Annotated in this window: 15 protein-coding genes; 8 read left to right on the top strand and 7 right to left on the bottom strand. The window is 69.0% G+C overall.

The features are described 5' to 3' along the window. Nucleotides 1-78: 78 nt before the first annotated feature. The 3 genes from E8P82_RS07475 to E8P82_RS15010 form a co-directional block, all read right to left on the bottom strand. Nucleotides 79-3,618 (bottom strand): DEAD/DEAH box helicase, encoded by a 3,540-nt coding sequence (locus E8P82_RS07475; RefSeq protein ID WP_246021068.1) that lies wholly within the window; start codon nt 3,616-3,618, stop codon nt 79-81. 45 nt (nt 3,619-3,663) lie between these two features. After that, complete coding sequence (locus E8P82_RS07470) at nt 3,664-4,533, bottom strand: Rieske (2Fe-2S) protein (protein ID WP_136453867.1); 870 nt, start codon at nt 4,531-4,533, stop codon at nt 3,664-3,666. Between the two features lie 145 nt (nt 4,534-4,678). Next, the gene (locus E8P82_RS15010) at nt 4,679-4,855 is read right to left on the bottom strand and encodes a hypothetical protein (protein ID WP_168796515.1); all 177 of its coding nucleotides are present in this window, start codon (nt 4,853-4,855) and stop codon (nt 4,679-4,681) included. Between the two features lie 58 nt (nt 4,856-4,913). Between E8P82_RS15010 and E8P82_RS07465 the strand changes: the two genes are divergently transcribed. The 7 genes from E8P82_RS07465 (at nt 4,914) to E8P82_RS07435 (ending at nt 12,787) form a co-directional block, all read left to right on the top strand. Then, a complete protein-coding gene (locus E8P82_RS07465) occupies nt 4,914-5,609 on the top strand; it encodes a pullulanase X25 domain-containing protein (protein ID WP_246021064.1) in 696 nt (231 codons plus the stop codon). A 439-nt stretch (nt 5,610-6,048) separates the two neighbouring features. Beyond that, nucleotides 6,049-7,071, top strand: coding sequence for an asparaginase (locus E8P82_RS07460; protein ID WP_246021063.1), 1,023 nt, complete (start codon nt 6,049-6,051; stop codon nt 7,069-7,071). A gap of 33 nt (nt 7,072-7,104) precedes the next feature. Next, on the top strand, nt 7,105-7,992 hold the full coding sequence (locus tag E8P82_RS07455) for a polysaccharide deacetylase family protein (protein WP_136453865.1): 888 nt from the start codon (nt 7,105-7,107) through the stop codon (nt 7,990-7,992). 82 nt (nt 7,993-8,074) lie between these two features. Continuing rightward, nucleotides 8,075-8,458, top strand: coding sequence for a hypothetical protein (locus E8P82_RS07450; RefSeq protein WP_136453864.1), 384 nt, complete (start codon nt 8,075-8,077; stop codon nt 8,456-8,458). A gap of 166 nt (nt 8,459-8,624) precedes the next feature. Next, nucleotides 8,625-9,341, top strand: coding sequence for a mycothiol-dependent nitroreductase Rv2466c family protein (locus E8P82_RS07445; protein WP_136453863.1), 717 nt, complete (start codon nt 8,625-8,627; stop codon nt 9,339-9,341). Between the two features lie 148 nt (nt 9,342-9,489). Further along, on the top strand, nt 9,490-10,761 hold the full coding sequence (locus tag E8P82_RS07440; RefSeq protein WP_168796514.1) for a polysaccharide pyruvyl transferase family protein: 1,272 nt from the start codon (nt 9,490-9,492) through the stop codon (nt 10,759-10,761). Between the two features lie 22 nt (nt 10,762-10,783). Beyond that, nucleotides 10,784-12,787, top strand: coding sequence for a DUF6541 family protein (locus E8P82_RS07435; RefSeq protein ID WP_136453861.1), 2,004 nt, complete (start codon nt 10,784-10,786; stop codon nt 12,785-12,787). A gap of 70 nt (nt 12,788-12,857) precedes the next feature. On the opposite strand, the gene E8P82_RS07430 is transcribed toward E8P82_RS07435, so the two are convergent. Continuing rightward, nucleotides 12,858-13,511, bottom strand: a complete 654-nt coding sequence (locus tag E8P82_RS07430; RefSeq protein WP_136453860.1) for an SDR family oxidoreductase — start codon at nt 13,509-13,511, stop codon at nt 12,858-12,860. 197 nt (nt 13,512-13,708) lie between these two features. Here E8P82_RS07430 and E8P82_RS07425 point away from each other — a divergent pair, with 197 nt between their 5' ends. Further along, on the top strand, nt 13,709-14,020 hold the full coding sequence (locus E8P82_RS07425; RefSeq protein WP_136453859.1) for a GNAT family N-acetyltransferase: 312 nt from the start codon (nt 13,709-13,711) through the stop codon (nt 14,018-14,020). A 109-nt stretch (nt 14,021-14,129) separates the two neighbouring features. On the opposite strand, the gene E8P82_RS07420 is transcribed toward E8P82_RS07425, so the two are convergent. From E8P82_RS07420 to E8P82_RS07410, 3 genes are all read right to left on the bottom strand, one after another. Further along, the gene (locus E8P82_RS07420) at nt 14,130-15,347 is read right to left on the bottom strand and encodes an NAD(P)/FAD-dependent oxidoreductase (RefSeq protein ID WP_136453858.1); all 1,218 of its coding nucleotides are present in this window, start codon (nt 15,345-15,347) and stop codon (nt 14,130-14,132) included. Nucleotides 15,348-15,498: 151 nt separating this feature from the next. Continuing rightward, nucleotides 15,499-16,233, bottom strand: coding sequence for a glutamine amidotransferase (locus E8P82_RS07415; protein ID WP_136453857.1), 735 nt, complete (start codon nt 16,231-16,233; stop codon nt 15,499-15,501). 9 nt (nt 16,234-16,242) lie between these two features. After that, nucleotides 16,243-18,027 (bottom strand): MFS transporter, encoded by a 1,785-nt coding sequence (locus E8P82_RS07410; protein ID WP_136453956.1) that lies wholly within the window; start codon nt 18,025-18,027, stop codon nt 16,243-16,245. Nucleotides 18,028-18,405: the final 378 nt, after the last annotated feature.

Raw genomic sequence — 18,405 nt, 5'->3', positions numbered from 1 at the left:
TCCACGCAACGAGGAATGCCCGGCATATCCTGTGCCGGGCATTCCTCGTTCGTGCCGGCCGGCATTCCCCGCGTGGCCCTACTCGAAGAGACCCCGGATGTCGCCGGCCGACAGCGCCGTGGAGAACGCCGCGTCGTCGTCCATCACCGCCTTGAACAGCTTGGCCTTGCGCTCCTTGAGCTCCATCACCTTCTCCTCGATGGTGTCGCGGGCCACCAGCCGGTACACCATCACCTGACGCTGCTGACCGATCCGGTGCGCGCGGTCCACGGCCTGGTTCTCGCTCGCCGGGTTCCACCACGGGTCCAGGAGGAAGCAGTAGTCCGCCTCGGCCAGATTGAGCCCGAAGCCGCCAGCCTTCAGGCTGATCAGGAACACCGGTGCCGTGCCGGACTTGAACGTCTCGATCACGGCACCGCGCTTGCGCGTCGACCCGTCCAGGTATGCGTACTCGATCCCGGCGGCGTCGAGCCTCTCCGCCGCCTTGCCGAGGAAGCCGGTGAACTGGCTGAAGATCAGGGCGCGGTGACCTTCCGCGACGATGTCCTCCAGCTGCTCGAACAGGACGTCGAGCTTGCTCGAGGGCGTCGACGCGTACTTCTCGTCCACCAGCGAGGCGTCCAGGCAGAGCCGGCGCAGCAGGGTGAGGGACCTGAAGATCTCGAAGCGATTCCTGTCCATGTCACCGAGCAATCCGAGGACCTTCTGCCGCTCACGCTGCAGATGCCGCTGATAGATGGTCCGGTGCTTCGGTGCGAGGTCGAGCTCGAGGACCTGCTCCTGCTTCGGAGGCAGCTCACTGGCCACCACCTCCTTGGTCCGGCGCAGGATCAGGGGACGGATCCGCCGCCGTAACTGCGCCAGCCGCTCGGTGTGGGACTCCTTCTCGATGGGCCGCTGGTAGTAGTCGGCGAAGACCTTCGCACTGGGGAACAGGCCCGGCGCCGTGATGGCGAAGAGGGACCAGAGCTCCATCAGGTTGTTCTCCAGCGGCGTCCCCGTGATCGCGAGCTTGAACGGCGCGGGGAACGTCCGCGCCCCCTGGCTGGCCTGGGTCACCGGGTTCTTCACGAACTGCGCCTCGTCGAGGATCAGCCCGGCCCAGTCGTGCGCGGCGTACCTGTCGTGGTCGAGCCGGAACAGCGTGTAGGAGGTGATGACGACGTCGTTCGCCGCCACCACCTGCGCCAGATCGGCCCCGCTGCGGCGCAGCGTGTCACTGATCGCCTGGACGGCCAGACCGGGGGCGAACCGGTGCGCCTCGGTCGCCCAGTTGGACACCACGGAGGTGGGGGCGACGACGAGGAAGGGCTTCGCCTCCGCCGTCCGCTCGCGTGCATGGCAGATCAGCGACAGGGTCTGCAGGGTCTTCCCCAGGCCCATGTCGTCCGCGAGGACCCCGCCGAGCCCGTGCTCCCAGAGGAACGCCAGCCACGAGAAGCCCTCCTGCTGGTAGGGCCGCAGGGTGGCGGCGACGGATGCGGGTACGGGCGTCCGCTCCACGCCGTCGAGCTTCAGCAGACCGGAGACGGACTCCCGCCAGGCCACCGACTGCTCGGCGTCGCTCGACAGTTCGAGCAGTTCGTCCCACAGACCCGCCTGGTACCGGCTGATGCGCAGCCCGACGCTCTCGGAGTCCTGCAGCAGCCTGGCCTCCTCGATGAGGCGGCGCAGCTGGGAGAACTCGGGCTGGTCGAGGGCGAAGTAGCGGCCGTCGTCGAGCAGGAAATGCTCCTGCCCCTCGGCGAGCGCCCGGAACAGCCGATCGAAGGGCACCTCCGATCCCCCGAGCGACACGGTGACGGCGAGATCGAACCAGTCGCGGGTATCGGTGTCGGTCGCACCGATGGAGACCGAGGGGCGATCGGTGATCTCCTCGAAGTCGGGAAGATCCTCGGCGAGATCCACCCGGATGTTCCCGATGTCCTGCAGGAGGGGTACGGCCTCGGCGACGAAGCGCGCGGCGTCGGTGCCGGTGAGTGTGCCCGCCTGCTGCGAGGGTGCGTGCCCGACGTCGAACGGCTCGGCCCTCCGGGGAGCCATCGTGGACCACGGCTCCTGCGTTGCCCTGAGGGTTCCGGCTGCCAGCGCGAGCAGATCCTGCTCGGCAGCGTGATCGCGGTAGCCCGCGCCGTCGTCGTCCAGCGCGTGCGACGCCGTCGACCCCGCGAAGCTGTACTCGAAGGACCACTGCAGGGTGACGACTCCGACGGTCTCGTGGCGAGGGCTTCCCGCCCTGCCGGGTCTGCCCGCTCTGCTCGGGGTACCGGCTCTGTAGCGCAGGCTCAGCACGAGCGTGGGCGGCGGGACATCCGGAAGATCGAGCGAGCCGTCACTCGAGACCAGTCCGGTCTGCTGCCGCAGTCTCGGGTAGTACTCCCCGAGGAAGGCATCCCGTCCCGAGCCGGGGATCTCGAGTGTCCGGCGGGTCGTGAGCAGGGACTCCACGATGGGCGGCAGCGGCCCGGTGGTCGGCGCGAGATGGATGCCGGACTGCGGCGCTGGAGCCTCGCTGGGGTCGGTCCAGAAGATGCCGTGTCCGGGGGACCCGATCACCCCGATCGTCGCCGGGTCGAGCACCGCGTCCCCCACCTGGACCCGCGGGCGGATCTGCAGCCTCGTGCGGGGGGACGTGACGTCGAGGACGGGAGCGACGGCGTCGTGCAGGGTGAACGGCGCATTCTTCACGCCGACGAGCGTGATCCCCTCACCGCCGGCACGGGCGAGCAGGTCCCAGAACACCGGCGTACGCACGGTGTCGACGCGCAGCATCGCCGGGCTGACGTTGTCGTCCTCGACCACGGCCACCAGGGCGCGGAGCCATTCGCGCTGCCGCGGATCGGAGTCGTGGGGATACCAGGACCAGCGCAGGGACTCCCACGTGAGCGACCCGGCGACCCACTGGCCCTTGCTGTTGCGCTGCACGGGCCGTGCGACCAGACGCATCGGCGTAGGCTGCGCCGTCGTCGCTGCTGTCCCACGGCGAGGACGGGTCGCTCTGTCGGCCTTGAGCTCGAAGCGCAGGCCGAGGGGTTCGGGGCGGACGGTCTGCAGACGGCGCTGATGGGTTCCTCGTGCAGCCGGTTGTCGTGTGCCGTCGACGAGTTTGTCGAGGGTCCGCTGCCAGGCGGGAGCAGGCTGGTCGGCCTGTATGGGCGCACCGACGCGGGCCGATTCGCCGACCCGGCGTCCGGGCTCAGCGCGGTACCCGGCTCTCGCGACGGACGGCGCACGGTGTTGTGGCGACCTGTTCGGCGGCGCACTGTCCGGCGCGACCGCCGCCGGTGTGTCGTCATCCGGGGCCATGCCGGCGGTCGTGATGGCGTTGCTCGTGAGCATCAATGCAGCGGCGTGCTTGCAGTTCTCCTGCACGGGGCAGGTGCAGGAGGCACGCGGATTCGTCAGCTCGCCACCCCGGACGGAGAAACGGACACGCGTGCGGTAGGGCGCATGATCGGTGCCCTGGACGCGTCCGTTCAGCTCCGTGAAATCGTCGTTCCACGAGAGCTTCATCGCCAGGCCCTGGTCTGCGTACCGGCGGCCGCGCTCGAAACTGCCGCCACCCATGATGCGGAGCATGAGCACTTCCGGAATCAGGGGAGGCGCAGTCGGTGTCACCCGTCAACGGTAGCAAGGTGCGCTTCGCCACCGCAGCGGTGCGGCTCACCCCGCGTTGGGCAGTGACACCTCGACGTTCCCCGCGACGACCCGCGTGTCGAAGGACGGCTGCGGCGAGGTCGCCGGGCCGTGCAGCACCTCCCCGTTTTTGACGGAGAACATGCTGTGGTGCCAGGGGCAGGTCAGGCACGGGTCGCCGTCGTCGTAGCTGATGGTGCCCTCGATCAGCGGTGCGGAGAGGTGGCTGCAGGTTCCCGACAGCACGGAGACCTCGTTACCCTCACGGAACACCACGAGGGGTATCTCGCCCAGCATCCGCTGCTCGAGCTCACCCTCCGGCAGGTCGGTCAGCGGGCCGATGGAGTGCCAGCCGGGCTCGACGCGGTGCGGCACGTCCTCGGCGTGGTTGGCGCCCATCGCCTGCCGGTACGCCATGTGGCCGCCGAGGAAGCCTCCCGCCGAGACCGCGAGGAGCCCCGAGTACGCGAGCAGTCTGCCGGAGCCGCCCCGCAGCCGCTGGACGAGGGAGACCGAGTAGAGCCCGACGGCGACGAGGTTGGCGGCGGCGTGGACCACTCCTACGCGCAGTTGCTGCTCGTGCCCGTCGGCCCAGTCGGTCCACCCTGCCAGAGCGGTCGGCGCGGCGCTCGCCACGCCCATGCCGACGAGGATCGTCGCTGCCGGCTTCGACCCGGGTACCACGTCCAGCACGGCGGCGGACACCCAGGCACCGGTCGGCACGAGGACCATCAGCGGATGCAGCGGGTGTCCGAGCGGCACCCCGTGCAGGAGGTCACGGACGGCGCTGGGCCTGACGACGGCGTGCACCAGATCGCGCATCGGGTTCGCCACCCGATCCAGCCAGGTGAGGTTCTCGAGGTTCTCGACGTACTGGAGGGGACGGAGGGTCTTCATGGGTTCTCCCGGTGTCAGTGGTCGAGGCGGCGTGCGCCACCCGGTGTTGTCCGTAGCCTACTGACGATTCGCCGCTCGCGGTCGATCACTTGCCGCCGCGTCCGGACTTGCGCGGAAACGTCCGATCCCGCCACGCGCCCGTCGGTCACACCGCCCGGACCGCCAGCACCGGTTGGAGGAACAGGCCGATGCGGACGGCGACGGTCATCCGGCGGAGCCCAGCACCGCAACGCGGCATGATCCGATAAAATCGAGCTGCCACGCCGACGAAGGAGACTGTCATCGCCACCCGCAACAACACGAATGCCCGCCTGCGCGCCACGCTCGCGATCCTGGCCGACCAGGATCAGTCAGGGGACGGCGTCGCCCCGAGCGATCTGATGTCGCGTGCGGTGGCCGAGGTCCCGTTCGACGACAAGGAGGCCGAGCTCCTCTCCGGAGGGGTACCCCGCGGGTTCAAAGCGCTGACGACGGCGACGTCGAAGCTCGTCAAGGCCGGGTGGCTCGTCAAGGGCCGCAGCGGGTGGACCGCCACGGAGGAGGGCGTACGCGCCGTCCGTGCCTTCCCCGACGCCGACCGGTTCGCCACCGCCATGCTGACCGGTGAACCCGTCCCCGAACAGCCGCTCGAGGTGGAGCACGCACCGCAGTCCCCCGAGCAGCTCAGCGAAGAGGCGCAGTTCACGCCCACCGAGGACCCCACTCCCCCGGACGCCGCGGTGGATCTCGACGTGACGGCTGCAGAGGACTCCGCAGGGGACGAGGCCTGGCTCGACCAGCCGCAGTCCGTGGCCCTCTCCGGGGACTTCGATCCGATCCTCGGGGAAGCCGGTCACTGGTCCACGGATACACGCGAGCTGCAGCTCTCGTACGAGGCGGACGAGAACCTGTGGCGCCAGACCCTGCAGCTGCCGGCGGGCACGTACCAGTACAAGATCCTGGTCAACGGCTCCTGGGACGAGAACTACGGCCGCTTCGGTGTGCGCAATGGCGCCAACCACGAGCTGCACCTGCTCTCGGACAGCGCGGTGACGTTCCGCTTCGACTACTCCACGAAGGACATCACCACCTCCTGACGCTTGTGGCGGGCGGCCTCCGGCCGGGTGGGGGCGGGGCCGTCGTCGTGCCTACCCGGTGTCGAAGCCGGGGGCTTCGGCCTGTCAGACGGTGTGTCGTGCGGCAACACGCCGTCGGGCCTTCAGTCCTGGACCCCGAAGCCCCCGAGTTTCGAGCACCGGGCGCACCAGGGACCCCATCGGGACAGGCGTCGGGTAGGACAGCACCGATCGTGCTGGATCTGATCGGGCCGCGTATGACTCTGCCCCCCGTCGAGACGCCGCCCTCGACTCGACAGAGCGTCGGGTCCCTTGACGGGACCGGCGCCACATCCTAGGGTTTCTCCCCAATCGATTGCGCGACGTCCGCTCTCCGCGTTCCGCCCAGGGACGCGGGTGGATCCGGATGCGCACTTCACATCGACGGTCGCCTGCGCTGCGCGGCAAGGAGGTTCATCGGATGGGATCCCTCACCTCGGATCATGTGGTGCTGCTGGCAACCGGAGGCACGATCGCCTCGCGGGCGGACTCCACCACCGGCTCCACCCTCGCCGCCGACTCGGGAGCCTCGGTCCTCGAGGCGGCCTGCAGCAGCGCCGGCGCGGTCGAGGTGGTGGATCTGATGCAGAAGGGCTCCTACCTCCTGACCTTCCAGGACATGCTCGCCATCTGCGCCGCGATCAGGCGGGCGCTCGATGTGACGTCCACGCGCGGCGTCGTCGTCACCCATGGGACGGACACCATGGAGGAGACCGCGTACCTGGCCGATCTTCTCCACGACGATTCGCGGCCCGTGGTCTTCACGGGCGCCCAGCGGGCGGCGGACCACGACGATCCTGACGGACCGCGGAATCTCCGCGCGGCGATCACGGTGGCGATGTCTCCCGAAGCACGCGATCGCGGAGCACTGATCGTGTTCGACGGCGAGGTCCTTTCCATCCCCGGCACCCGGAAGTCCGAAACGTCGACGGCGAGGGCGTTCAGCAACCCTGACCTGGGAAGCGTGGGAACAGTGACGGAGGAGGGTTCCGTCCGCCTCACCCCTGCACGAAAACGACCGGCGCCGCTCGACTTCCCCCGAACTGAACAGAACCCCGCCGAACCGGTCCGCGTCGATATCGTCGCCGTCTACCCGGGGGCCGACGCCGCCCTCTTCCGGGCAGCTCTCGCCGCGGGTGCCCGGGGGATCGTCCTCGAGGCCACCGGCCTCGGTAATGCGAACGCAGTATTGAGCGAGGCAGTACGGACGGCGATCGAGGACGGCGTCGTCGTCGTCACAAGCACTCGCGTTCACGCAGGCCCGGTCCGCGGGGTCTACGGCAACGGAGGCGGGAAGACTCTCGAGGATGCCGGCGCGATCCCCTCGGGCCTGCTCCGCCCGTCCCAGGCGCGCATGCTCCTGCAGACCCTGCTCACCCTCGGGATGACCCCGCAGGTGATAGCCCAGCACATACGTCAGCGCAGTGGGCCTGCGCCGGTCTGACTCCGACCCTGTTCCCCCTCAGAAAGGCCGACCATGTCTAAAGATCTCCAGATCGCCTTCGGCGTCGACGTCGACGCCGTTGCCGGGATGCTCGGCTCCTACGGCGGTGAGGACTCGCCCTGTGACATCTCACGAGGGCTCTTCAGCGGGGAGGTCGGAGCACCACGGCTCCTTCGCCTGTTCGAGAAGTACTCCCTGCCCTCCACCTGGTTCGTGCCGGGGCATTCCCTCGAGACCTTCCCCGACCTCACCCGGATGATCGTCGACGCCGGCCACGAGATCGGGGTCCACGGCTACTCCCACGAGAACCCCATCGCGATGACCCGCGAGCAGGAGACGGCCATCCTCGACAGGTCGATCGAGCTCATCGAGAAGGCCTCCGGGCGGCGCCCCACCGGATATGTGGCCCCGTGGTGGGAATTCTCCCCGATCACCAACGAGATCCTGCTCGAACGGGGCATCAAGTACGACCACTCCCTCATGCACAACGACTTCGAACCGTACTACGTGCGGGTGGGCGACAGCTGGACGAAGATCGACTACACGAAGCCGGCCGAGGCCTGGATGAAGCCGCTGGTGCGCGGTGAGGAGACCGACCTCGTCGAGATCCCGGCCAACTGGTACCTCGACGACCTTCCTCCCATGATGTTCATCAAGGCATCGCCGAACTCCCACGGCTTCGTCAACCCGAGGGACATCGAACAGATGTGGCGCGACCAGTTCGACTGGGTCTACGCCGAGATGGACCAGGCCGTGTTCACCATGACCATCCACCCGGACGTCTCGGGCCGCCCGCAGGTACTGCTGATGCTGGAACGGCTCATCCAGTACTTCAACTCCCACGAGGGTGTCTCCTGGCACACCTTCGACCAGATCGCCGACTCCTTCCTGACGCGCAACCCACGGAAGACATCCAGCTGATCTCGATGCAGCAGGAAAGGGCAGACCGTTCCACGCGGAACGTGGCTGGGCGCCACGACCGGCCACTGCGGGGAGTCCCCTGATGTGCGGAGCATGCGGGCGCGTCGTCGTCGCCGATCCGACGCTGGGACCCCGACGGACGAGGCGGGATCTGCTCGTCGTTGCGCAAGTGGTCAATGCGGTCACCTCCGGACTGGCCGGGCTGCCGGTCGTCCGGGTGGGTGGGGACAGCTGGGTCCTGGTCGGCAGGACCGGCACCAGCACTGCCTGCGACACCGTGGGACAGCTCTGGGAAGCGCTGGCTGCCCACACGAAGCACGCCTTCGGCGATTGGGCGTGTCTGACACGGCGGTTGGAGGACGCCCTGCCCGGCGTGACCGACGTCGCAGGACCGGTCCTGCGTGCTGGACTGGCAGTCACGGCACCCAGGTCGGAAGCACCGATCCCCGGCCTCGACCGTCGGTGAGGTCCTCTGGTACCGATCCCGGGGGCTTCGACCGCCCCGGCGGCGTGTCCTCACGCGACACGCCGCCGGGAGGAGGGCTGACTCGTCCGAAGTCCCCCGGTCCGGAACATGAAGGCTTATGCAACCGCACCTTGACCCCGCGAACACCGGTCCCTAGCGTGAAGCGATGACCTCCGACATCAGGTTCTACTTCGACCCCGTATGCCCCTTCGCGTGGATGACCAGCAAGTGGGTGCGGATGGTCGCCCAGCAGCGTGAGTACTCGGTGCAGTGGCGCTTCATCTCACTCCGCCTGCTCAACAGCCACATCGACTACGACGCGCACTTCCCCGCCGGGTACGAGGCCGGCCACACTGCCGGCCTCCGGCTGCTCCGCGTCGCGGCGCGCACGCGCGACGACCACGGGCCGGGCGCCGTCGCACGCCTCTACGAACGGCTCGGCACCGAGATCTTCGATACGCAGACGGACGACTCCGACGGCGGCCACCGCGGCACACCTGACTTCCTGCTGCCGATCCTCGCAGGCCTGGACCTGCCGGCGAAGCTCGCCGACGCACTGGAGGACACGTCCCTGGACACGGTGATCCAGGCGGAGACCGACGAGGCACTGGCGCTGACCGGCCGGGACGTCGGGACGCCGATCATCCAGTTCGATCCGCCGGACGGTGTCGCGTTCTTCGGCCCCGTCATCAGCAGACTGCCCGCCGCCGAGGACGCCGTCGGCCTCTGGGACCACGTGGTGGGACTGGCCCGCTTCCCGGGCTTCGCCGAGCTCAAGCGGAGCCTGCGGGAACGCCCGCAGCTGCGCAGCTTCGGGGTCGACGACGACGAAGCCGGCCTGCAGGAGGACTGGCACGGCGGGAGCCGCCGCACCAAGAAGTAGCCGGGAGCCCCCGGGCCGGGAGACACCCACGGATCGTGCGGTGGGCGCCCGGCCGGAGCGGACGCCGTCGCCCTGGACCATCGCCCGAATCGCAGCGCGGTAAGGACCGGCGCCGGGTGGGGCGACACCCTCAGTTATGATTTTTCCCATGCGCCCGGGCCCCATCTATCTCATCGGGCCCTCGGGCAATCCGAACTACGGCGACGAGTTCATCGCCGCTGCCTGGCTGCGTCACCTGGCCAGAGTCCGGCCCGACGACGACGTCTGGCTGGACTGCCCTCAGCCCGGGCACGCGCAGATCCTCTTCAGGGATGCCCATCCGAGGGCGCGATTCACGAACACGGTGTGGCGCCTGGTGCACGACCACCAGCACCTGCCCGCTGAGGAAGCCGCCGCCGGGATCACAGAACGCGTCACGGGCCTCGGGACCCCGACCTACGACCTCGGGCTGCTCACCATGCGCGACGCGGGAACCCTCCACCTGATCGGTGGCGGCTACATCAATGCCACCTGGAGGCACCACGCCGGCCTGGTCCATGCCATGAAGGCCACGCAGGCGCTGAGCGGTGCACGCCTGCTGGCAACCGGGCAGGGCCTCCTCCCGGCGGTCACCGGTCCGGTCGCGGCGAAGGACCTCTTCCACGGATTCGATCACGTCACGGCGCGCGACCAGGGCGGAGCCGAGGCCTACGGCGTCGACTTCGGTCTTGACGACGCCTTTCTCGGCGCCTCCGAGGTGATCCCCACCGCAGACGACGCCGGTACCTCCCACGCGATCCCGAGCGCGGGCACCGCCAGCGGTACAGCAGACGCGGAGGCACGCAGCGAGCCCGACGGCAGATCGGACGGCCTCTTCATCTGCATCCAGAGCGATACCGTGGACCGGTCCCGGATCGCCCCCGCGATCGCGATCGCACGGCGTGAAGCGATCCGTGCCACGGAGCAGGGCCGCGAGGTCTTCTACCTCGAGGCCATCCCCGGAGCCGACCGTGCTGCGTACGACCAGCTCGCCGACCTCATCCCCGAGACGAACTTCCTGCCCTTTGCCACGCTGTGGACCGAAGGATTACCGCTCTCCCCCCGTCAGTGCTGGGTCACCAGCCGCTTCCACTTCCACCTGCTCGGCGCAGCCGCCGGCGGTGCGGGTATCGCCATCGCCATGAATCCCGGGTACTACGACGTCAAGCACGAATCGATTATCGCCCTGGGCAGCGGGTGGGCACTCGCGTCCGACGACGACGCCCCGACGATGCCCGTGAGCGCAGGTCCGCTGAATGCGGGGCTCGCTGACCTCGTGGCGGGGAAGAGGGCCGAGGCATTCGAGCTCTACCCCGAGGCACCTGCCACCGAAGAGACTCCCAGGCCGCGGTCCCTGACCAGTCAGGTCGGCGACGCACTGCGCCGCCGACGCTTCCGCTGAGACCCTGGGCGAGGCAGTCTCCATGCTCCCCCCTGATCTTCTTCAGAGCGCCCTCCCCCTCCTCTTCATGCTGGCAGCCTTCTTCCTCCCGGGCATCGTGACCCTGCTTCCACTTCGACCCGGCTGGCCCGCCGCCGTGGCCCTCGGCCCCGCCGTGACTCTGCTGGTGCTCACCACGGGCTCGCTCCTCCTCGATGCCATCGGCGTCCCGTGGTCCCTGGGACCCGTTGCCGTCTTCCTGCTCGTCCCACCCATCGTGGTCCACGTGCTGGCCCGCCGGGTCAGCTTCCGCGCCCCACTGGTCCCGACGCCGGAGCCTCTCCGCGCCGCCGGGCTCGCTGCGGGGCTGCTCGTGGGCGGCACCCTGATCAGCGCGGCGCTGATGCGCGGCATGGGTTCACTGGGCAGGGCCTCCCACGGGTGGGATCCGATCTTCCACGTGAACGCCCTCACCTGGATCCAGGAGTCCGGCCGGGCCACCCCGTGGAGCTTCAACCCGATCTTCGGCGACGGCCCGGGAACCTACTACCCCGCGGGGTGGCACGACGTCGTCGGTCTGTATCCGGGGGATCTCGTCGAGGCAGCGAATGCCTCCTCGATCGTCATCGGTGGCATCATCTGGCCCATCGGTCTGATGTTCCTGGCGAGGATCGTGCTGCCACGACGTCCTGCGGTCTGGGCGACGGTACCGGTGCTCGCCGCATCGTTCGTCAGCTTCCCTGCCTCGCAGCTGCTGCGCAGTGGTCAGTGGCCCAACGGTCTGGCGACAGCCTTGGTCCCCGCAGCCCTCGCGCTCGTCCTGCTCCTGCTGGGAGGCGGAGGCACGCGGCCCGGCGGGCTGCGCGACAGGATCCTGACCCTGGCCCTGGCACTGGCGGTCCTGGCAGGGTGCGTGGCCGCGCACCCGAGTGCCGCGTTCGGGCTGGGTGCTGCTGCGCTTCCCTTCCTGCTGGCGCGCGCAGTGCCGGCTCTCGTGTCCGGTCTCCGACGACGACGGCGCACCACCCTCCTTGCCGCGGCAGCGGTGACGGCGTTCGGTGCGGTGGTCGTCGTCGGGCTCATGACCTCGCGACTCCTCGTGGGGGTGATGAACTACCCGCGCGCCACGAGGGCTGTCCTGCCCGACGCCCTCGCCCTCGCGCTCTTCGACCTCCCCCGGTTCCCGGCGGTCGAACCGCCGACCGTGGGCGACGTCAATCTGATCGTGGGGATCCTCGTCCTCGCCGGAGTGGTCCTGACCCTGGTGCTGCGGGAAGCGCGGCCACTCGCCGCCTCCTGGCTGGTGTTCGTCGTCCTGTACGTCCTGGCGGCCGGACCCGAGAACCCGCTGCGGTTCCTGACCGGTGTCTGGTACAAGGACACGCAACGACTGGCGCCGTTCATCGCGATGGCGGGAAGCATCCTGGCGGCCTTCGCGCTCGCCGTGGTGGTCGGGGGAATCGTACGACTGCTCTCGGACGCTGTCCAGCCGCGGCTGCGGATCACGCCCGGCGGGACACGGGCGGTGACGGCGGTCCTCGTCGTCGTGCTGCTCGCGGCAGTCTACGTCGGCTCTGCCGGCTTCCGGGCAGAGGCGAGAGCCTCCGTCGCGGCGCACAACTACGCGACGAACGCGATGCCTGGCATCGGGGTGCTGTCTCGCGGGGAGCAGGACTTCATCCGCAGGGCGGGCAGTCTCATCCCGCAGGACGCGGTGGTGATCGGCGATCCGTTCAACGGGGAGACCTTCTTCTACGCGCTGACCAAGCGCCGTGTCGTCTACACCCAGCTCGGTGCCCCGGCACCGACGGCTGCGCAACAGTTGCTGCGATCGAACTTCAACCGGTTGACGGCGGATCCGGCGGTGTGCGAGGCCATCGCCGATGTCGGCGCAACGCACTTCTACCAGGATGCTCCCGGTTCCTCGCACGGCAGCTCGGGTCTCGAGTCCTGGCCGGGATTCTACGGCGTCGACACCCAGCGGGGCCTCGCGCCCGTCATCACCGAGGGCGGTAGAGGCCTGTACGAGATCACGGGCTGCCCCTGATCCTCCGCGGGCACCAGCACGACGAAGGACGGCACCGGTTCGGGCGCCGTCCTTCGTGGTACGGGTGGATCTACAGGGAGGCTTCGATGGCCTCGTCGATCGCGGTGTCCCCGCTGGTGAATTCGATCGTCTTGTCGACTGTCCCGAGATTGGCGAGCACGACGGCGGCCACGCGGGCCACATCCTCACGCGGCACGGAATCGTTCTCGGGCTTGCTCGACACCTCGATCTTCCCGGTACCGGGATCGGTGGTCAGGGCTCCCGGGCCGAGGATGGTCCAGGCCAGCTCGGAGTTGCGCAGATGCTCGTCCGCAGCAGCCTTCGACTCGGCGTAGGGGAAGAAGTCGTTGTCCTCGGGAACCCCGTGGTCCTTGCCCGCTCCGAGGTAGGACACCATGACGTAGCGGCCCACTGCGGCCTGCTTCGCGGCATCCATCGAGCGGATCGCGGCGTCGCGGTCCACGGCGTAGGTCGCCTCCGGGCTGCCTCCGCCCGAGCCGGCGGACCACACCACGGCGTCGTGCCCGCGGAGCACGTCGGCCATCTGCTCCACGGAGAGCTCCGCGAGGTCGGCGACGACGGGGGTGGCGCCGGCCTGCTCCACGTCGTCCGAATGGTCCGGGTTACGGAAGATGGAACTCACCTGGTGGTCCTGCCCGGTGAGGATCCTCGTGAGGTGGAGGGCGACTTTTCCGTGTCCACCGATGATGGCGATGCGTGACATGTGAACTCCTTCTGTCGATCGGATGGCTTGTCTTCGACGCTATCGCCCTCGGTGGCGGGCTGACCAGCCCGGTACCCGTTTTCAGCCCCGGGCGGAGGCCTATTCCCGGCCCGGGCGTGGCGCGGGTCCCGGCGCGCCGGGCCATGCTGATGCGTCGCTCGTTGACCGTCCCGCGGAGGCCGTGCCACAGTGATCCCATGACGAGCCAGGGTACAGAAGAGTCCGGAACCAGCGACGTGAGTGTCACCAACGACGAAGCGGGGCAGCAGTACACTGCCAGTCTCGACGGCGAGAGCGTGGGCACGGCAGCCTACGAGCGCTCCGGTGACTCCATCGTGTTCACGCACACCGTGGTGGAGCCCGCAGCGGAGGGCCGCGGGGTCGGCAGCGCCTTGGTCCGTCATGCGCTCGACGAGGCCCGTGAGCAGCAGCTCACCGTCGTGCCGAAGTGCCAGTTCGTCGCCGCGTACATCGAGCGTCATCCCGAGTACCAGGATCTGACGAACTAGACCGGTCGGCGGCCAGCAGGGCCGGTATCCCACAGCCGGTGTCCCACGGAGGTGCCCGTCGGGTGGGCGCCGCACGACTGCGGCGGTGCACAGCTGCAGTGGACAGCGGTCAGGCACGTCCGCGCAGGATCAGATTCCAGTAGACCCACGGCAGCATGACGCGTTCGGCGATGAACGTGAGTCGGCGCTCGCGGGCCAGATCGTTCCACCCCGGCACGGTGGGCATCGGATCGTACTTGTCGTCGAACTCCGAGAAGACCACGGTGTTCCTGCTGACCACGAAGGGGCACGCCGAGTACTGGTTGTACTCTGTGCCCGGCTTCCTGCCCTTGCGGACGGCCCGCAGGTTCTTGGCCAGCACCGTGGCCTGCTCGCGCAGTGCTGCGCCGGACTTCGAGTTCAGCGTCGAGGCGGCGTCGCCCAGCGACCAGATCCGGGGGAACCGCGGGTGCCGCAGGATCACGGGATCGACCTCCACGAAGCCGTCCGTGGTGCCGGGGGCGGGAAGATCGGTGGACTTCAGCCACTGGGGCGCGGACTGCGGCGGAACCGCGTGCAGGACGTCGTAGGCCACGGTTTCCGCTACGCCGGTGACCGTACCGACGAGCTCGACCGTACGGCCCACGGGTTCCACGGAGGCCAGTTCCGTGCTGAAGCGCACCTCGACGCCGTACTCCGCGGTCTTCCTGTTCAGCTCCTCGTCGATGATCTCCATGCCGAAGATGGTGGGGGTCGGCACAGCCAGGATCACCCGGATGTCCTTCAGCACGCCTTCTCGCCGCCAGTGGTCGCAGGCGAGGTAGAGCGGCTTCTGTGCCGCTCCGGCGCATGACGCCGGTCCGGGCGGTTGCGTGAAGACCACGGTCCCGCTCGTCAGCGTGCGGAGGAGATCCCAGGCCTTGGGTGCGAGCTCGTACTCGTAGTTGGAGGCTCCGTGAGGTCCTTCCATCGCCTCCTTCAGCCCGGGGACCGCCGTCCAGTCGTTCTGGATACCGGGGCAGATGACGAGGTGGTCGTAGGTGACGGCCGAGCCGGAGTGCAACAGGACGGTGTGTGTGTCCGCACTGACGTCCACGGCCTTGTCCTGGATCCAGGTGACGCCCGGGGGCGTCACGGCGGACTGCAGGCGGACCGCCTCGAACGCATCCGCTGTTCCGCCGGCGATGTGGGAGAACAGAGGCTGGTAGAGGTGGCGGCTCTTGGGCTCGACGACCGCCACGTCCCTGAACCGGTAGCGGCGCAGCCGTCCGGCGAGTGAGATGCCAGCATTCCCCCCGCCGATGATGAGGACCTCGTGGTGCCGCTGCTCTCCCGGAGCGAGGTTCACGGGGACGGCGCGACCCCTCGGGGCCTTGCGTGTAGCGGTACGGATGGCAGTGACCTCTTCTTCATGGAGCCCTGGTCGGCAGGTACTCCGACCCTACCTCCCGTGTCCGACACGAAACAGGCGAGCTGGGCGCTGAAGCCGACCGGCGGCGTCAGCGGCGTGCGTAGCGCGTGACGAAGGCGCGCAGGATGGCCTCGGGCTGGTCCACGACCGTGGCCCGCGCCCGCTCCATGTACTCCTCGGCCTGCTCGGGCGGGAAGTAGCCCGCGTGGCGATACGTGCCGATGCGACCCACCAGGGCCTCCACATCGAGCTCGGGGTGGAACTGCGTGGCGTACACGTTGTCCCGCACGCGGAACATCTGGACCGGGCACGTCGCCGAGGATGCCAGGAGCACCGCTGATCCCGGCAGCGTGGCGCACGCCTCCTTGTGCCCCACGTAGGCCGCGAACGACGACGGCAGCCCTGCCAGCAGCGGGTCGGCGGCGCCGTCCTCGTTCACCGTGATCTCCACCGCTCCGATGGGCTCGGCGTAGGTGGTGTCCACGACCGCCCCCTGGTGCCGTCCGAGGGTGCCGACCCCGTAGCAGGCACCGAGGAACGGGAAGTCCTCCGCCACGACCCGGTCCAGGAGAGCAGCGAGCTCACGCTCCACCCTGTGCTGGATGCCGGTCTTCAACTCCTGGGGATCGGAGGAGTTGAACGGGCTCCCCCCGAGGAAGATCCCCGAGTAGTCGGCAAGATCGACCTCGGGCAGGGGCCCGGCCTCCAACCGGACCCGGTGCAGCTCGGATGCCGCGAGACCACCGAAGCGCAGGAAGCTCGCGTACTCGGCATCGGCGGCGTGGTTCTCGGCACGGGTGGCCAGCAGGAGGAACGGTTTCACCCCTCGATGCTACTGGCGCGGGGCCTGAGCCTGTGCATGATCCGCCGAGCTCGCATCCAGTTCGGCGAGTTCGCTCTTCACGCGTTCGACGTCGTCCCTGGTGATGGTCAGCGGCCCGGCACTCCGCCGCCCGTGCGAGGGCCGGACGGCGACGACGTCGGCCTCCCCCTCGTGCTGTCCTGCCGGGTCGCCCGCAGGCGTACGGCCGGCGCGGGCGGTGGACCCGTCGGTCGACGGCATGGCTCCCGGCGCGGTGGAGGCGATCGAGGACGCCGGACTCGCCGGGGCGGGCTGGACGATGTCCACGGTGCGCCGCAGCGGGGTCTCCTTGATGAAGAGCACGCAGACCAGGGCGATCACGGCGATGCCGGCAGTGATGATGAAGATGGTGGCCGTGCTGTCACCGTAGGCGCTGCGGACGATCTCGGCGACGGGTGCCGGCAGATCCACCAGATCCAGGGAACCACCGGCCGCCCCACCGGGTCCGGCGGGAACTCCCGCGGCCGCGAGCCCGTCGGCGGTCCGGTTGCTCACCTGCGTCGCGAGGATCGCTCCGAGGACGGCGACACCGGCGGCGCCGCCCAGCGAGCGGAAGAACGCGACGGACGCGCTGGCCGAGCCGATGTCCCTGACGGCAACCGTGTTCTGCACGGCGAGGACCAGATTCTGGAGCATCAGACCGAGCCCCAGGCCGAAGACGAAGGTGTAGGTGCCCACGAGCCACAGGTCCGTGAGGTGGTCGATCGTCCCGGCCAGGCCCAGTCCCACGATCAGGAATACCGACCCTGCGATCAGGTATCGCTTCCACTTGCCGTACCGGGTCACGAGCTGCCCGGCACCGATGGAACCGATGAGGTTACCGGCGATCATGGGCAGGGTGAGCAGGCCTGCCTCGGTGGGCGTGGCGCCGCGTGCCACCTGGTAGTACTGCCCGATGTAGCTGGAGCTGGCGAACATGGCGATGCCGACGGCGACCGAGGCGATGATGGCCAGGGCCGTGGTGCGCTGGGAGACGATCTTCAGCGGGATGATCGGCTCGGGGACCCGTGCCTCCACGACGAGCAGCAGTGCCAGCAGGACCACGCTGCCGCCGACCATGAGAGCGCTCTCGCCGGAGAGCCACGCGTAGTAGCCCTCCTTGCCCGCGAAGGAGACCCAGATGAGCAGCAGGCTGACCCCTGCGGTCAGCAGGATGGAGCCGAGCCAGTCGATGCGCGCCCTGCGGCGGGTGTCGGGGAGCTTGAGCGTGATCTGCAGCAGCACGAGCGCGATGATCGCGAAGGGGACACACACGAAGAAGGTCCAGCGCCAGCCCAGAGGCGAATCCACGATGAAGCCGCCCAGCAGCGGACCGCCGGCGGTCGCCACGGCCATGACACCGCCCATGTACCCGGCGTACCGGCCGCGCTCCCGCGGAGCGATGATGGTGCCGATGATCGCCTGGGCCAGGGCCGTGAGACCACCCATCGCGGCACCCTGGATGACCCGCGCCGTCAACAGGAGCGGGATGTTCTCGGCGAAGCCCGCCAGCACCGACCCTGCGACGAAGATGACGATGCTGATCTGCACCAGCAGCTTCTTGTCGAAGAGATCGGCGAACTTGCCCCAGATCGGGGTGGTCGCGGCATTGGCGAGGAGTGCCGCGGTGATGACCCAGGCGAAGTCGGTCTGCGACCCGTTGAGCTCGCTCATGATGGTGGGCAGGGCGTTCGCCACGATCGTGCTGCTGAGGATCGCCGTGAAGAGACCGGCGAGAAGGCCGGTGAGTGCCTGCAGGACCTGCCGGTGGCTCATGGCATCGCCCGCCGGTGGCGCCGGCGTCCCGGCTCCGGAGGGCTTGGCTGCCTCGGACGGCTTCGTCGTCGTGGGATGGATGGCCATCGGCGTGTTCCTTCGTGTTCTCGGACCCGGGGGCCCTGATGATGACGGCCGTCTCTGCCCGTTCGGAGTGCAGTGGGTCGGGTCCTCGAGCCGGCGGCCTTCAGTCCGAGAAGTGTTCCACGAAGTGCTGCCCGCGGGTACCTCACGCCCGGAAGCACGGCACGCTCAGGGCATGTCGTTGCTGGAGGTAACTGTACTGGGGCACTTTCGTTAGGTCAACTAACCAAATCTCCGCTGATCACGCTGCTGACCGCGTAATTGCGCCCGGATCTCGCGCAACTCTGCGGCAGG

This window comes from Arthrobacter echini (assembly GCF_004803505.1).
Taxonomy (GTDB): Bacteria; Actinomycetota; Actinomycetes; order Actinomycetales; family Micrococcaceae; genus Arthrobacter_D; species Arthrobacter_D echini.
The sequence above is the reverse complement of the archived record's forward strand: the minus strand, read 5'-3'. Positions and strand labels throughout refer to the sequence as shown.

Coding starts and splice junctions, on each gene's coding strand:
- E8P82_RS07450 (WP_136453864.1), top strand. CDS start 8,075: ATGTGCGGAGCATGCGGGCGCGTCGTCGTCGCCGATCCGACGCTGGGA.
- E8P82_RS07440 (WP_168796514.1), top strand. CDS start 9,490: ATGCGCCCGGGCCCCATCTATCTCATCGGGCCCTCGGGCAATCCGAAC.
- E8P82_RS07430 (WP_136453860.1), bottom strand. CDS start 13,511: ATGTCACGCATCGCCATCATCGGTGGACACGGAAAAGTCGCCCTCCAC.
- E8P82_RS07455 (WP_136453865.1), top strand. CDS start 7,105: ATGTCTAAAGATCTCCAGATCGCCTTCGGCGTCGACGTCGACGCCGTT.
- E8P82_RS07460 (WP_246021063.1), top strand. CDS start 6,049: ATGGGATCCCTCACCTCGGATCATGTGGTGCTGCTGGCAACCGGAGGC.
- E8P82_RS07425 (WP_136453859.1), top strand. CDS start 13,709: ATGACGAGCCAGGGTACAGAAGAGTCCGGAACCAGCGACGTGAGTGTC.
- E8P82_RS07435 (WP_136453861.1), top strand. CDS start 10,784: ATGCTCCCCCCTGATCTTCTTCAGAGCGCCCTCCCCCTCCTCTTCATG.
- E8P82_RS07465 (WP_246021064.1), top strand. CDS start 4,914: ATGTCGCGTGCGGTGGCCGAGGTCCCGTTCGACGACAAGGAGGCCGAG.
- E8P82_RS07445 (WP_136453863.1), top strand. CDS start 8,625: ATGACCTCCGACATCAGGTTCTACTTCGACCCCGTATGCCCCTTCGCG.
- E8P82_RS07470 (WP_136453867.1), bottom strand. CDS start 4,533: ATGAAGACCCTCCGTCCCCTCCAGTACGTCGAGAACCTCGAGAACCTC.
- E8P82_RS07410 (WP_136453956.1), bottom strand. CDS start 18,027: ATGAGCCACCGGCAGGTCCTGCAGGCACTCACCGGCCTTCTCGCCGGT.